We start from the raw sequence: 13,865 nt of genomic DNA, 5'->3' as shown, positions 1-13,865 counted from the left end.
GTGAGCGACGACCGGGAGGAGACGCCGCCGGAGCAGACCGGCGAGCAGACGGGCGAGCAGACGGGCGAGCAGGCGCGGGAGAAGGCCTACAGCACCGAGCAGTTCGCGTTCGTCGAGACCGACTCCGAGGCCGACGAGGAGGTCTCGAGCTGGCTGAGCTTCATGAACTCGCGGGCGGGCCGCAAGGTCGACCGGCGGGAGCAGCGGCGGGAGCGCCGGGTCCTGCTCGGGGCGACGCTCGGCCTGGTCGCGCTGATCGCCGGGGTCGTGTTCTGGAAGCCGTGGAGCACGTCGGGGAAGTCGGTCGACACCGGCCACCACGTCATGGGCGCCGACCGCGTCGCGGTGCTGTTCCAGGTGCAGGCCACGAACTCGGAGGCTGCCACGTCGGCGATCCTGCTCCACGACCGGCGCGGCGGGGGCAAGGGCGCGCTCGTGACCGTGCCCGCCGACCTCGTCCTGCCCGTCGAGGGGGAGGGCCGCCTGACGGTCCGTAGTGCGCTCGCCGAGGCGGGTCCGACGCTGACCCGCGAGGCCCTCGCGGAACTGCTCGGCGTCCCGCTCGTCGGGAGCTGGGTCCTCGACCAGACCGAGTTCACCCTGCTGGTGGACCGCCTCGGCGGAATCCGTGTCGGCGGCCAGACGCTGACGGGGGCTCAGGCCCTCGCGCGGGTTCGCAACGCCGACGCTGCGAAGGACGTCCTGACCGCGTTCACCGGCGCCTTCCCGGGCGCGTTCGGCGCCGGCCGCGACCTGCTCCTCGACTTCGGCATCCTCGCCGCGCCGGGGCTGCCGGTCGACCTGCTCGGCGCGGTCGTCACCGGCCTGTCCCGGGACGGCGCCGCGGGCAAGCTCGGCGTCGGCGTCCTGCCGCTGGACGACTCGGGCCACGGGTTGAACGTGGCCGCGGCGCTGCCGGTCGTCCGCGACCTGCTCGGCGGCGAACCGGGCGAGGGCCGCGGGGACGCGACGCCGCGCATCCAGGTCCAGCTCGCCCCGAACGCCGGCATCCGGGAGCCGGACGTCCGCGCCGACGTCCTCAACGCCGGCTACGAGTACCTCGACGGCGGTGCCGCGCCCGCCGGGGCGGCGAGCGTCGTCCTCGTCCGGCCCTCGCTGCCGGACGCGCAGGCGCTCGGGGAGACGATCGCGATGACGCTCGGTCTGCCGACCTCGGCGGTGAAGCTCTCCGACGACGTGCCCTTCACCGCCGACGTTCTCGTCGTGCTCGGCCCGCGCGCGAAGGGCTGACCCGCCCTCCTACGGCATCACTGCGACGTCCCGTTCGCGCAGCAGCAGGGTCACGCTGGCCGCGAGCGTCCACAGCAGGAACAGCACGTGCGGGACGACGAACAGGAACGGTCCGGTCAGCGCGACGACCCCGACGACGAGGGCCGCGATCCGCAGCCACTCCGGCACCAGGTGCGCGCCGCGGAGCGCGAAGAACAGCGGGATCAGGAAGCCGGCGAGCGCGTAGGGCAGCGGCAGGAAGATCGTCCCGAAGTAGAGCCCGTCGATCGTCCGGAGCAGGTCGGCGTCGTCGGGGATCGGGGTGTCGCCGAGCTCGTACCCGAACGGGATCAGCCCGGCTCCGAGCCCGGCGACCATCATCAGGCACCCGGCCGCGACGCCGGCCGCGTAGAACGCGTCGGTGCCGACCGCGCCGGAGAGCCGGCGCCGCAGCGCCGCCACCAGCCACAGGAACGCCACCCCGGCGAGCAGCATCGCGATCGAGGCCGTCATCCCCTGGCCCCGGTTGCCGCTGTCCTCCCAGTAGGAGGTCCACTCCCGGTTCGAGGCGTCCCCCTCGGGGGTGTTCATCACCGTGAAGGAGATCAGGAACAGCGCGACGAAGAAGATCCCGGACAGCGGCCCCACCGCGTGCACCGCCGGCGCGGACCGGGGCGCGACGGGGGCCGGGGCCGCAGCGACGGGGGCCGCCGGTGCCGCAGCGACGGGGGCCGGGGCCGCCGGTGGCGCCGCAGGTGGTGTGGCGTCCGGCACGTCGTCGGGGGTGCCGACCACCTCGGACGCGGAGGTCGGGGCGGCGACCGGGTCCTCGAACTCGACGCCCGGCGGCAGGTCGGGGTCGGGGGACGCGGGTGGGGTGGGAGCGGTCGGAGTGGCCATCGGGGCACCTCCCTGGGGCTCGTCGTGGAGCGAATCTGGCACTGCCCGACCCGGGAGGCAAGGTCGGCGGTCCCCGGGACGTGGCATGCTGAGTGGGCCCGGGCGCACTGGCGCCCCGATCGGAACTCGAGGACGTTGACCGCATCACCCCGCGCAGTCGAACTGGCGATCGCCGCGGCCGAGGCCGCCTCCGACAAGCTCGCCGCCGACATCCTCGCCTTCGACGTCAGCGATCAGCTGTTCATCACGGACATCTTCGTGCTCTGTTCCGGCTCGAACGACCGGCAGGTCAAGTCGATCGTCGACGAGATCGAGCACCGGCTCAAGCAGCTCGGGGAGCGCCCCGTCCGCCGCGAGGGGGAGCGGGAGGGCCGGTGGGTCCTGCTCGACTACGCCGAGATCGTCGTGCACGTCCAGCACACCGAGGACCGGATGTACTACGCGCTCGAGCGGCTCTGGAAGGACTGCCCGAGCATCGAGCTGCCCGAGGCCGTGCGGATGAGCCGGCTGCGCGCGGCGGGCGACTCCGCCTGACGTGGTCCGCCTGACGTGGAACTGAGCCGAACGTGAACCACGACGGGAGCGCGCGCCGGCGCGTCGTCGTCTGGCGGCACGGCCAGACGACGTGGAACTTCGACGGCCGCTTCCAGGGCCAGTCCGACGTCGAACTCGACGCGACCGGGATCGAGCAGGCCGCGCGGGCGGCGCAGATCCTCGCGGCGTTGGCGCCGACCACGATCGTGTCCTCCGACCTGAGCCGCGCGCGGGCGACCGCGGAGGCGCTGGCGAAAGTGACGGAGCTTCCGGTCGCCCTCGACGAGCGGCTGCGTGAGACTTTCCTCGGGACCTGGCAGGGCCGCACCCGCGCCGAGGTCGAGGAGCTCTTCCCGGGCGAGGCCGCGGCCTGGCTCGCGGGCGGGCTCGAACGCCGTGGCGGCGGCGAGCACATGACGGAGGTCGCGGACCGCGCCGTCGCCGCCGTCCTCGACGCCCTCGCCCCGCTCCCGCCCCGGGCGACGCTGGTCGCGGTGACCCACGGCGGCGCGGGCCGGGTCCTGATCGCGCAGATGATCGGCCTCCCGCCCGAGCAGTGGAAGGTCCTCGGCGGGCTCGCGAACTGCTGCTGGTCCGTGCTGTCCGAGCGTCCCGGCGGCGACGCCGGCCCGCGCTGGGTCCTCACCGAGCACAACGCCGGTACCCTCCCGCAGCCGGTCCTGTCCGACGACCGCTGACGGTTCGTCAGTCAGACCCGGCGTCAGGCCCCCGGCACCCGCCGACTGGAGTCGCGGACCTCGCCGACGAGTTCCTCGAGAACGTCCTCGAGCATGAGGACGCCGCGGATGCGTCCGGTCGCGTCGGTCGCGGCCGCGAGGTGGCTCCCGGCGGCCTGCAGAACCCGGAGCGCCTCGGAGAGCGGCGCGTCGGCGGACACGCGGACGAGCGGACGGATCGCGTCGGGCGGCATGGGCTCGTCCGGACCGGCGTCGCGGAGGACGTCCTTGACGTGGACGTAACCCACGAGCGACTCGTCGTCACGGACGCCGAACCGGGAGAACCCGGTGGCGGCGCAGCGGGCCTCGACGTCGCCGCACGTGGCGGCCCGCGAGACCGTGCTGAACGCGTACTCCGGGATGACGAGGCGTTCGACCGAGCGGTCCTCGAACTCCAGCGCGCCGTGGAGCAGCTCGTACTCCTCGGCGTCGAGCAGGCCCTCGCGGTGCGACTCCTCGACGAGCTCGGCGACCTCGTCCCGCGTGTAGGTGGACCGCACCTCGTCGGCGGGCGGAATGCGCAGCAGGCGCAGCACACCGTTGGCGATCGCGTTCAGCGAGACCACGAACGGCTTGAGCACCGCGACGACGGCCACCAGCGCCGGCCCGAGGACGAGCGCAGCGCGTTCGGGGCCGGCGATCGCGATGTTCTTCGGCACCATCTCGCCGAGCACGACGTGCAGGGCGACGACGAGGGTGAGCGCGACCGCGAACGCGATCGGGTGCAGTGCATCCTCGGGCAGGCCCGCACGCTCCAGCCACGGTTCGAGCAGGTGCGCCACCGCGGGCTCGCCGATGGCGCCGAGGCCGAGCGAGCAGATCGTGATGCCGAGCTGGGCGCCCGCCATCATCTGCGAGACGTTGCCCATCGCGCCGAGGGTGATCTCGGCCGCACGGGAGCCGGCGGCCGCGCGCGGTTCGATCTGGGTGCGGCGGGCGGAGATCAGCGCGAACTCCGCGCCGACGAAGAACGCGTTGAACGCGAGCAGCAGGACGGCGACGCCGAGTGCGGTGGAGTCGCTCACGAGGCGTCCACCGTCAGTTCGACGCGGTCCACCCGGCGCCGGTCCATCGACAGCACCGCGAGCCGGGCCGGTGCGGTCGCCGCCTCCCGGGCGTCCGCAGGCGTGCTCTCGGTCCGGACCTCGACGGCGACGGTGTCGCCGACCTCCGGCAGGCGGCCGAGTTCGTGCAGCACCAGGCCCGCGACCGTCTCGTAGACGTCGGAGTCCGGCAGCGCGACGCCGGTACGGTCACGCACCTCGTCGACGCGCAGCAGGCCCGACAACGACCACACTCCGGCGCGCAGCGGACGGACCGGCTGGTCGCCGGGGTCGTGCTCGTCCGCGATCTCGCCGACGAGCTCCTCGACGAGGTCCTCCAGCGTCACGACGCCGGAGACCCCGCCGTACTCGTCGACGACGACCGCCATCTGCAGCCCGTGCTCGCGCAGGCGGGCGCTGAGCGAATCGAGGTCGAGAGTGTCCGGAACGAGCACCGGCGGGGAGGCGATCGCGGCGACCGACACCTCCCCGCGGCGCTCGGCCGGGACGGCCACCGCCTGCTTCACGTGCACGAGGCCGCGGACGTCGTCGGCGCTGTCGCCGAGGACGGGGAACCGGGACAGCCCGGTCTCGCGCGCGAGCGCGATGACCGCGGACGCCGGGTCGTCGGCGTGCACCGACCGCACTCGGACGCGCGGCGTGCGGATGTCGCCGGCGGTGCGGTCACCGAAGGCGAGGGAACGCTCGAGCAGGGTCGCGGTCGGGGAACCGAGCACGCCCTCCAGGGCGGAGCGGTGCACCAGCGACGCGAGCTCCTCGGCGGAGCGGGCGGACCGCAGTTCCTCCTGCGGCTCGATGCCGAAGCGGCGCAGGATCGCGTTGGCCGCGCCGTTGAGCACGCGGATCGGCCCGCGGTTCAGCCTCGTGAAGCCGCGTTGGAAGCCCTGCGTGGCGCCGGCCACCGCCAGCGGCCGCGCGATCGCGAGGTTCTTCGGCACGAGCTCGCCGAAGATCATCGTGACCGCGGTCGCCAGCGACAAGCTGATCGTCAGAGCGACGGGATGCACCCAGCCCTCGGCGACACCGGCGTCGCGGAGTGGTCCGTCGACGAGCCGCGCGATCGCGGGCTCTGCGAGGAACCCGATCGCGAGGTTCGTCACGGTGATCCCGACCTGCGCCCCGGAGAGCTGCGTCGACAGCGTCTGCAGGGCGCGCTGGGTCCCGCGCGCGGCACGGTCGCCGTCCGCGGCGGCGCGGTCGACCGCGGCCCGGTCGACGGTGACGAACGAGAACTCCGCCGCCACGAACAGGCCGCACGCGGCCACGAGGGCGAGGGCGATCAGGAGGAAGGCGGCCTCGGTCACGAGGTGCGCCCGTGGAGTGCGCGCGGGGCGAGGCGGCCGGATACCGCCCCGCCCGGTCTATGGGCCGGGATGGACACATTTGAAGGAACGACGGCGTGGGGCCGCGAGTTCCGCCCTTCGGCGAGTCGCAGCCCTACTTGGAGACCTTCACGGTCGCGGAGGCCGACGTCGCGGGGCCGAGGTCCGCGCTAGCTGCTTTCCGGATGCGGTACACGACCTTGCCCGCCTTCACCGGACGGACCGAGAAGGAGTATCTGCCCTGGGCGTTCGTCTTCGACGCCTTCACCGGCTTCCACGCCTTGCCGACCTTCTGCTCCAGCACGATCGGCAGACCCGGATCCGCCGGATTCATCGCACCCTTGATCGCGATGCTCTTCCCGATCCTGACTTTGGCCGGGGCAGAGATGCTCACCGTCGGAATCACGAAGGTCCGGGCGATCGCGCTGGTGGCGCCGGCGGCGCGATTGGTGGCCGGGTGAACCCAGCGGTACTCGGTGTTGCGGAGCGGAACGTGGCGCCAGAACAGAGATCCGTCCGCCGCGGAAGTGACGGCGGCCGTCGGTGTCCACGCGGTGGTTCCGGCGCGGCGGCTCTCCAGTCGAACTGGTTCGCCTGCGATGCCGGTGCCGCCGGACACCTGAGTCAGCCGACCTGTGACGGTGGCGGGGCGTCCGGTCGTCACGCCCGGCGTGGCCGCGCCGGTGACCGCCGCCGGCACCGGTGTGGACACCGGCGTGGGCGTGGGCGTGGGGGTCGGCGTGGGCGTCGGTGTGGGCGTGGGGGTCGGTGTGGGCGTGGAGGTGGGCGTGGGGGTCGGCCGGTCGGGGATCGTCACCGGAACGATCACGCTGGGCGGCGCGACGGAGCCGTTTTCGGCCCAGGCGAACATCCCGATGTGCAGCGTCTGTCCCGGCTGCAGCAGTGGACCTCCGAGTGAGCCCGCGCTGGCCCCCTCGACCGGCCCGAAGCGAGTGAAGTACACGCCGCGTGAGGTGTCCGCTGCCGCTGTCCAGGATCCGAGCTGGGAGCCGGAGTTCGCCGAGAGTCCGGACGGGGACATCCAGGCGCGCACATTGATGTTCCACGGACCGCGGGACGGCGCATGAACGATCGCGGTGACGCGGTGCAAACCGTTGACAAGACCGGCGCTGACTTCGAGCACCGGTGCCGGTCCGTCATAGGACGCTCCACCGGGCCGCAGACTCAAGAGCGACGCCGTCCCCGACGTGTTGTCGGTGAGCAAGACCTGGCCGTCCCGGCCGGACGAGATCACCGCGCCGCTCGGTCGGTGGAGCACCGTGTTTCCGAGCCAGGGGCCCATGACGACGACCTGGGCCCCGTCCGGCCGGTCGTGCCATACCGTGGTTCCGCCGGTTACGGAAAAGGTGGACCCGTCAGGAGTCACAGCGAACGAGTCGCCCCGCATACCGCTGCGGACGCGGAGCACGCCGTTGTCGTCAATCTGATGGATGCCGCCGTAGTGGGCGATGACCAGCCGACCCGTCGCTGGATCGACGCCGAGCCATCTGACGGTTCGGAGGGCGGCACCGATCGCCGTCTGGTCGTCGGCGAGCGCAGCGACCTCACCAGAGGCGCCCGGTCGCCCGGCCGCGACCTGGAGCGAGCCTCCCGTCGCCGGAATGCTGAGCACCGTGGCCTCGTGGGAGATGTACAGCGTTGCGCCGTCGGGGCTCAGAGCCAGACGCGGCGTGCGCAGCGCGGCCTCCGTGCCTGGTACTCCCGGTCCCGGCAGAACGGTTCCACCGCCCACGAGCGCGCTCAGCGTGCCGTCCGGAGTCAGTGAGTACACCGCGTGCAGCGGATCTTCGGCGAAAGGGGTGGCGCTGGGGATGCGGCTGCCGTAGTACAGCGTGCCGTCCGGCCCAACGGTGATCGAAGGGGCCGCGGAGCCGTACGTGGCGGCGAGTTGTTCCGGGCTCAGGAGCGCTTGCAACGTCGCCGAGTCACCCTCGCCCCGGAACGTGTAGACACCGAACTGCGTCGCCACTACAGGTGAACCGTCGGCGTATGCCGCAACGGCGGACACGGAGCTGAGGTAGGCGCGAGACAGCGGCGTTCCGCTCGGGGAATCGATGCGGCGATGACCAGGGTTGAGGCCCGCAACGACCGTGCCGGAGCGTGGGGCCTGGGAGCCGTCGTAGGCGAAAGCGCGGACATTGCCGCACGACACCAACGAGGCCTCGGCCTCGGCGACGACGGCGGCCACGTCGAAATCCGGGCAGGCTCCGACGTCGGGCGTCTTACCCTCGGTCGCATCAGCGCCTGCGATGGTCCGCAGCGTGCCTCCGACACGGAAGGTGCGGACCACACCGCCTTCCGCGTACACGATGCGCTCGCCGTCCGGGCTGACGGCGATGGCCGTTGGTTGCACCCGCAGGGTCTCCGGCGTCATGCCGTCGAGGGGACCGACTGGGTCGGGCCAGGAACCGGGCCCGGCAACGACCTCCAGTTCGCCGACGGGTCGTATCCGCTCGATGCGTGTCTCGGCCGACAGCACGATCGTGCCGTCGGCTCCGGCGGAGGCAAGCCTGCTCGTGTGCTCGGCGAGTCGGCTCACGTCGCCGCCCGGGCCGATGAGCTCGGTAACGCCCGCACTGTTGTTCGGCTCCGTCTGTCGGCTGACCACGATCGCGCCGTCGCGGCGGGCCGTCAGCACGATGCTGAACAGTGACGTTCGATCACCCTTGAACACTTCGGAGATGCCGTCAGGCGCGACCTGCAACGCCCAGACCGTGTCCCACGTCGTGAGCGCGTAGATTGCGCCGGTCTCGGTGGGCCAGGCCCCGGCGATGCTGCGCACCCCGAGGACGTCCGCAGGCAAGAGGGGAACGTCGCTCGCGGCGTCGATCTTCCCGGTTGCCGCATCCACTCGCCGCCACGACTGGTCGTCCCAGATCAAGAGATTTCCGGACGGCTCCCGGAACATTTGGTCAGCGCCCACGAACGCCTCGTCCGCGGGTCCGCCGTTCCCGCTGCCTCCCTCGAACAGGACGTCGAGCCCGGTGGTGGGTGTGCTGGTGGCGGTGGCCGACGGCACCGTCAGGGCGAGTGGCGTCACGATCGTGGCGGCGGCGAGGAGCGCTCCCGTGACCCACGCGGCTTGGCGGCGGAGCACGTCGGTCCCCTTCGGCAGCGTTCGAGCAACCCGATGGGGCGCTCCGTCCTCATCGTCGGCTCTGAGCGCGTTGCGGTTGATCGTCGGTTCAGTCCGAATCGGGATGGCCCTTTCGGCCCATCGCCCCGCCGGTAATGGGCGCGAGGGTTGCGCGGCCCCCTCACTAGACTCGGTCCAATGAGCGAGCGCGCAGATGAGGTTTCCGGCGGGGACGCCCCGAAGTTCCGCTACACCGCGGCGCTCGCCAACGAGCTGGAACGCCGTTGGCAGGACCGGTGGGAGGCGGAGGGCACGTTCGAGGCGCCCAACCCCGCCGGGCCGATGGCCGAGCCGGAGAAGGTGGCCGGCCGGGAGAAGCTCTTCGTGATGGACATGTTCCCGTACCCCTCCGGGTCGGGACTGCACGTCGGGCACCCGCTGGGCTACATCGCGACCGACGTCTACGGCCGGTACAAGCGGATGACGGGCTACAACGTCCTGCACTGCCTGGGGTACGACGCGTTCGGCCTGCCGGCCGAGCAGTACGCGGTGCAGACCGGTCAGCACCCGCGGGTCACGACCGAGGCGAACATCGCCAACATGCGCCGTCAGCTGCGCGCGCTGGGCCTGGGGCACGACCCCCGCCGGTCGATCTCCACGACGGACACCGACTACTACCGGTGGACGCAGTGGATCTTCCTGCAGATCTTCAACTCCTGGTACGACACCGAGGTCGACAAGGCCCGGCCGATCGCCGACCTGATCGCGCAGTACGCCGACGGCTCGCGGCCGACGCCGGACGGCCGCGCGTGGGACGAGCTGAGCGAGCGCGAGCGCCGCGACATCATCGACTCGCACCGCCTGGCGTATCTCTCGCACGCTCCGGTGAACTGGTGCCCCGGCCTGGGCACCGTGCTGGCGAACGAGGAGATCACCGCCGACGGCCGCAGCGAGCGCGGCAACTTCCCGGTCTTCAAGCGCAACCTGCGCCAGTGGATGATGCGCATCACCGCCTACGCCGACCGGCTGATCGCCGACCTCGACGGACTGGACTGGTCCGACGCCATCAAGCTGATGCAGCGCAACTGGATCGGCCGGTCGCAGGGTGCGCGCGTCGACTTCGCGGTGACGACCGCGGCCGGTGCCGCCGAGAACATCACCGTCTTCACGACGCGTCCCGACACGCTGTTCGGCGCGACGTACATGGTGCTCGCGCCCGAGCACCCGATGGTCGACGACCTGCTGCCGGCGCAGTGGCCGGGTGAGCTGCCCGAGTCGTGGACCGGCGGGCACCCGACGCCGGCGGCGGCGGTCGCGGCGTACCGGACCGCGGCGATGTCGAAGTCCGACGTCGAGCGCCAGGTCGACGCGAAGGAGAAGACCGGCGTCTTCACCGGCGTCTACGCGACGAACCCGGTGAACGGCGAGGCGATCCCGGTCTTCGTCGCCGACTACGTCCTGATGGGCTACGGCACCGGTGCGATCATGGCGGTGCCGGCCGAGGACGACCGCGACTGGGCCTTCGCCGAGGCGTTCGGCCTGCCGATCCGGCGCACGGTCTCCCCGCCCGACGACTGGGCCGGCGGCCCGTGGACCGGCGAGGGCGTTTCCATCAACTCGGCGAACGACGAGATCTCGCTGAACGGCCTGACCATGGCGGCCGCGAAGGAGCGGATCACCGAGTGGCTGGTGGCCAAGGGGCTGGGCGAGGCCACCGTGCAGTACAAGCTGCGCGACTGGCTGTTCAGTCGGCAGCGGTACTGGGGCGAGCCGTTCCCCGTCGTGTACGACGAGCACGGTGTGGTGGGCCTGCCGGACCACATGCTGCCGGTCGAGCTGCCCGAGGTGGAGGACTACTCGCCGCGGACGTTCGACCCGAATGACGCGGACTCAGATCCGGAGTCTCCGCTCGCCCGAGCGACCGAGTGGACGACCGTCACGCTCGATCTGGGCGACGGGCCCAAGGAGTACCGGCGCGAGACCAACACGATGCCGCAGTGGGCGGGCTCGTGCTGGTACGAGCTGCGGTACCTGGATCCGACCAACTCCGAGCGGTTCGTCGACCCCGAGAACGAGCAGTACTGGATGGGCCCGCGGAACGCGGACGACCCCGGCGGCGTCGACCTCTACGTTGGCGGGGTCGAGCACGCGGTGCTGCACCTGCTGTACGCGCGGTTCTGGCACAAGGTGCTCTACGACCTGGGCCACGTCTCGTCGTCCGAGCCGTTCCGTCGCCTGTTCAACCAGGGCTACATCCAGGCCTACGCCTACCGCGACGCGCGCGGCGTGCTCGTGCCGGCCGAGGACGTCGTCGAGGGTGCGGACGGCGTCTGGACCTACAACGGCGAAGAGGTCACCCGCGAGTACGGGAAGATGGGCAAGTCCCTGCGCAACTCCGTCACGCCGGACGACATGTTCGACGCCTATGGCGCCGACACCCTGCGCCTGTACGAGATGGCGATGGGCCCGCTGGACGTCTCCCGGCCGTGGGACACCCGCGCGGTCGTGGGCTCGTTCCGGCTGCTGCAGCGGATCTGGCGCAACGTCGTCGACGAGAACACCGGCGAGCCGACGGTGCAGGACCGGCCCGTCGACGTCGAGACCGCGCGCGTGCTGGCGCGGACCATCGACGGCGTCGGCCGCGACATGGACAACCTGCGGTTCAACACCGCGATCGCGAAGCTGACCGAGTGCAACAACCATCTGACCCGCGTCGTGAGCGCGGAGGGTGGGCTGCAGCGCGAGGTCGCCGACGCGCTGGTGCTGATGATCGCGCCGCTGACCCCGCACATCGCGGAGGAGCTGTGGGCCAAGCTCGGCCACACCGGCTCGCTCGCCTACGAGCCGTTCCCGGCCGCCGACCCGGCCCTGCTGGTCGAGGACACCGTCACCTGCGTCGTCCAGGTCAAGGGCAAGGTCCGCGACCGCCTCGAGGTTCCGGCCGACATCACCGAGGAGGCGCTGGTCTCACTCGCCCTCGCCTCCGAGGCGGTCCAGCGCGCCCTCGACGGGGCGGGCGTCCGCACCGTCGTCGCCCGCCCCCCGAAGCTGGTCAACGTCGTCCCCGCCTGACCGCCGCTGTCGAAAAAGGGTGACACCCCTTACTCCGCAGTAAGGGGTGTCACCCTTTCTTTTCCACAGGCGCCGCACGGTCGACGTTGTCCACAGGTCCGCGCCTGTGTGGCCCGCGAGGCGGCGAAGCCGTCTACCGTCCGGGCGTGGGTCTGCGTGCGGGGTCGGGTCGCGTCGCCGAGGCCCGGGCACGCGCGGAGCTCCGGCTGCGGGACCTCTTCGCGGTCGGCCCGGGGCCGGTGGCTGTCGACGCCGCGGACCCGGACTCCGCCGACTCGGATCCCGCCGACGACGGATCCGCAATCGGCCGGGTCCGGATCGGCCTCGACCGGCGGGCGGTCGGGGCGCTGCTCGTGATCGCGCTCGGGGGAGTGGTGATCGCCGGGGCCGTCGTCCTGCGCTCGCGGCCGCACGTCGAGGACGTCGGGCCCGCGGCGCTGGTCGCTCCCGGCTCGCCGGTGCCGGGGGTCTCGGCCGCTCCCGGCCTCGCGCCGCCGAGCATCGTCGTCGACGTCCAGGGCAAGGTGCGCCGGCCCGGGGTCGTGCAGTTGCCCGCCGGGTCGCGGGTGCTCGACGCGCTCACCGCCGCCGGCGGCCCCCGCCCCGGCGTCGGGACGACCTCGCTCAACCTCGCCCAACTCCTGACCGACGGCGAGCAGATCGTCCTCGATCCCGGGGGAGCCGGGGGAGCCGCGGGCATCGGCTCCGACGGCCTGGTGAACCTCAACACCGCGACCCTCGCCGACCTCGACAGCCTCCCCGGCGTCGGCCCCGTCCTCGCCCAGCGGATCCTCGACTGGCGCTCCGAGCACGGCCGCTTCTCCTCGGTCGAGGAACTGCAAGAGGTGCCGGGCATCGGCCCGAGCACCTTCGCCGACCTCAAGGACCGCGTCCGGGTATGAGCGTCTGTCGGCCGTCGCAGCAGGACGTGGGACGCTGACGTCGTGGCTATCAGTCGAGCCGACAGGCGCGCCTTACGTAGTGAACGAGCGCGTGCTGAGTTCGGCCGAGACGCTGACGTCGCGCTCGACGTGTTGGAGCTGACCGAGTTCGCCTGGCACGACTGCTACAACGAGATCACACCGCCCGATGAGGTGGTGGATGACATCTTCGTGGTGGCGCAAGGGAACCTCGCGACATTCGTCCGCATGGCCCGGCTGGCGGTAGAGGACTTTCGCGACCTGCGCCTGGCTGCCGATGCCGTTCGCGGGCGCTGAAGCTGCAATTCGTTACGCGGGTGCCGCGTGGGGCATTCACGTCCCACACCAGTAACGAATTGCGGCTCCAGCGTCCGCTTGTGGCCGCGCGCCCGCATCGTCGGCAGGCTCGCGCGCAGCGACTAATCACCGGTCAACCCGTCACAACTGAGTCCGTGTGCTCGCCCAGCGGATCCTCGACTGGCGCTCCGAGCACGGCCGCTTCTCCTCGGTCGAGGAACTGCAAGAGGTGCCGGGCATCGGCCCGAGCACCTTCGCCGACCTCAAGGACCGCGTTCGGGTGTGACTGGCCGCCGATGCCGTCCGTGGACGCTGAAGCTGCAATTCGTTACACGGGAAGTGTCGTGAGGCGCCCCGATTGCCACTGCTGTAACGATCTGCAGCCTCAGTGTCGGCCGCCGAGATCTCTTTGGCTGGTCAGCCGGCGCGCTGCTCGCGTCGGTAATCGTCCAGGGCGTCGGGGTGGATGTGCGCGATGCCGTCCACCATCACCGCCGCAATGCGCTTCTCGATGACAGCCTTGGCGAGCTCTGGGCCGGGGATTCCGCTCGCACGCGCAGCCTCGGCGAGCGTGAGCGCCCCCAAGCGATGGGCCTTCTCGGCGATCGACTCGGACACCTCAGCCTCCTGCGGTGAACAGCGTAGGGCGAATCGGTCAGACCTGAACCTGACGCAGCGTCACGAGAATCACC

At 71.8% G+C, this 13,865-nt stretch carries 12 protein-coding genes; 7 read left to right on the top strand and 5 right to left on the bottom strand.

Annotation, left to right across the window (positions count from 1 at the left end; translation table 11 throughout):
• The gene (locus tag SPOPO_RS0125155) at nucleotides 1–1,251 is read left to right on the top strand and encodes an LCP family protein (protein WP_019877966.1); all 1,251 of its coding nucleotides are present in this window, start codon (nucleotides 1–3) and stop codon (nucleotides 1,249–1,251) included.
• A gap of 9 nt (nucleotides 1,252–1,260) precedes the next feature.
• Here the strand turns inward: SPOPO_RS0125155 and SPOPO_RS35375 are convergent, their stop codons facing one another.
• A complete protein-coding gene (locus SPOPO_RS35375; protein ID WP_019877965.1) occupies nucleotides 1,261–2,130 on the bottom strand; it encodes a hypothetical protein in 870 nt (289 codons plus the stop codon).
• A gap of 135 nt (nucleotides 2,131–2,265) precedes the next feature.
• Between SPOPO_RS35375 and rsfS the strand changes: the two genes are divergently transcribed.
• Both rsfS and SPOPO_RS0125140 read left to right on the top strand, forming a co-directional pair.
• Nucleotides 2,266–2,664: a ribosome silencing factor gene (gene rsfS, locus SPOPO_RS0125145; RefSeq protein WP_019877964.1), complete on the top strand. Its 399-nt coding sequence runs from the start codon at nucleotides 2,266–2,268 to the stop codon at nucleotides 2,662–2,664.
• Nucleotides 2,665–2,696: 32 nt separating this feature from the next.
• Nucleotides 2,697–3,362, top strand: coding sequence for a histidine phosphatase family protein (locus tag SPOPO_RS0125140; RefSeq protein WP_019877963.1), 666 nt, complete (start codon nucleotides 2,697–2,699; stop codon nucleotides 3,360–3,362).
• Between the two features lie 23 nt (nucleotides 3,363–3,385).
• On the opposite strand, the gene SPOPO_RS0125135 is transcribed toward SPOPO_RS0125140, so the two are convergent.
• The 3 genes from SPOPO_RS0125135 to SPOPO_RS34590 all read right to left on the bottom strand — a co-directional run bounded on the left by SPOPO_RS0125135 (nucleotide 3,386) and on the right by SPOPO_RS34590 (nucleotide 8,848).
• Complete coding sequence (locus SPOPO_RS0125135; protein WP_019877962.1) at nucleotides 3,386–4,426, bottom strand: hemolysin family protein; 1,041 nt, start codon at nucleotides 4,424–4,426, stop codon at nucleotides 3,386–3,388.
• Entirely contained in the window at nucleotides 4,423–5,769 is a 1,347-nt protein-coding gene (locus SPOPO_RS0125130; RefSeq protein ID WP_019877961.1) for a hemolysin family protein, read from the bottom strand. The genes SPOPO_RS0125135 and SPOPO_RS0125130 overlap by 4 nt, the downstream gene beginning before the upstream one ends.
• Nucleotides 5,770–5,902: 133 nt before the next feature.
• A complete protein-coding gene (locus SPOPO_RS34590) occupies nucleotides 5,903–8,848 on the bottom strand; it encodes a hypothetical protein (protein WP_169577129.1) in 2,946 nt (981 codons plus the stop codon).
• Between the two features lie 234 nt (nucleotides 8,849–9,082).
• Here SPOPO_RS34590 and leuS point away from each other — a divergent pair, with 234 nt between their 5' ends.
• From leuS to SPOPO_RS0125105, 4 genes are all read left to right on the top strand, one after another.
• Nucleotides 9,083–11,956 carry a leucine--tRNA ligase gene (leuS, locus tag SPOPO_RS0125120; RefSeq protein WP_019877958.1) on the top strand — a complete coding sequence of 958 codons (2,874 nt, stop codon included), beginning with the start codon at nucleotides 9,083–9,085 and terminating at the stop codon, nucleotides 11,954–11,956.
• 146 nt (nucleotides 11,957–12,102) lie between these two features.
• On the top strand, nucleotides 12,103–12,858 hold the full coding sequence (locus tag SPOPO_RS0125115) for a ComEA family DNA-binding protein (RefSeq protein WP_019877956.1): 756 nt from the start codon (nucleotides 12,103–12,105) through the stop codon (nucleotides 12,856–12,858).
• A gap of 42 nt (nucleotides 12,859–12,900) precedes the next feature.
• The gene (locus SPOPO_RS0125110; RefSeq protein ID WP_156870233.1) at nucleotides 12,901–13,173 is read left to right on the top strand and encodes a hypothetical protein; all 273 of its coding nucleotides are present in this window, start codon (nucleotides 12,901–12,903) and stop codon (nucleotides 13,171–13,173) included.
• Between the two features lie 157 nt (nucleotides 13,174–13,330).
• Nucleotides 13,331–13,459 carry a ComEA family DNA-binding protein gene (locus tag SPOPO_RS0125105; protein WP_019877954.1) on the top strand — a complete coding sequence of 43 codons (129 nt, stop codon included), beginning with the start codon at nucleotides 13,331–13,333 and terminating at the stop codon, nucleotides 13,457–13,459.
• Nucleotides 13,460–13,590: 131 nt separating this feature from the next.
• On the opposite strand, the gene SPOPO_RS0125100 is transcribed toward SPOPO_RS0125105, so the two are convergent.
• Nucleotides 13,591–13,791, bottom strand: a complete 201-nt coding sequence (locus SPOPO_RS0125100) for a hypothetical protein (protein WP_019877953.1) — start codon at nucleotides 13,789–13,791, stop codon at nucleotides 13,591–13,593.
• Between the last annotated feature and the right edge of the window lie 74 nt (nucleotides 13,792–13,865).

Source organism: Sporichthya polymorpha DSM 43042, assembly GCF_000384115.1.
In the GTDB taxonomy this organism is placed as follows: domain Bacteria; phylum Actinomycetota; class Actinomycetes; order Sporichthyales; family Sporichthyaceae; genus Sporichthya; species Sporichthya polymorpha.
Note: the sequence above shows the minus strand (reverse complement) of the source record. Positions and strands in the feature narration are given on the sequence as shown.

What these genes read in the sequence shown, in the direction of transcription:
- SPOPO_RS35375 (WP_019877965.1), bottom strand. Translation starts at nt 2,130, where the DNA reads ATGGCCACTCCGACCGCTCCCACCCCACCCGCGTCCCCCGACCCCGAC.
- leuS (WP_019877958.1), top strand. Translation starts at nt 9,083, where the DNA reads ATGAGCGAGCGCGCAGATGAGGTTTCCGGCGGGGACGCCCCGAAGTTC.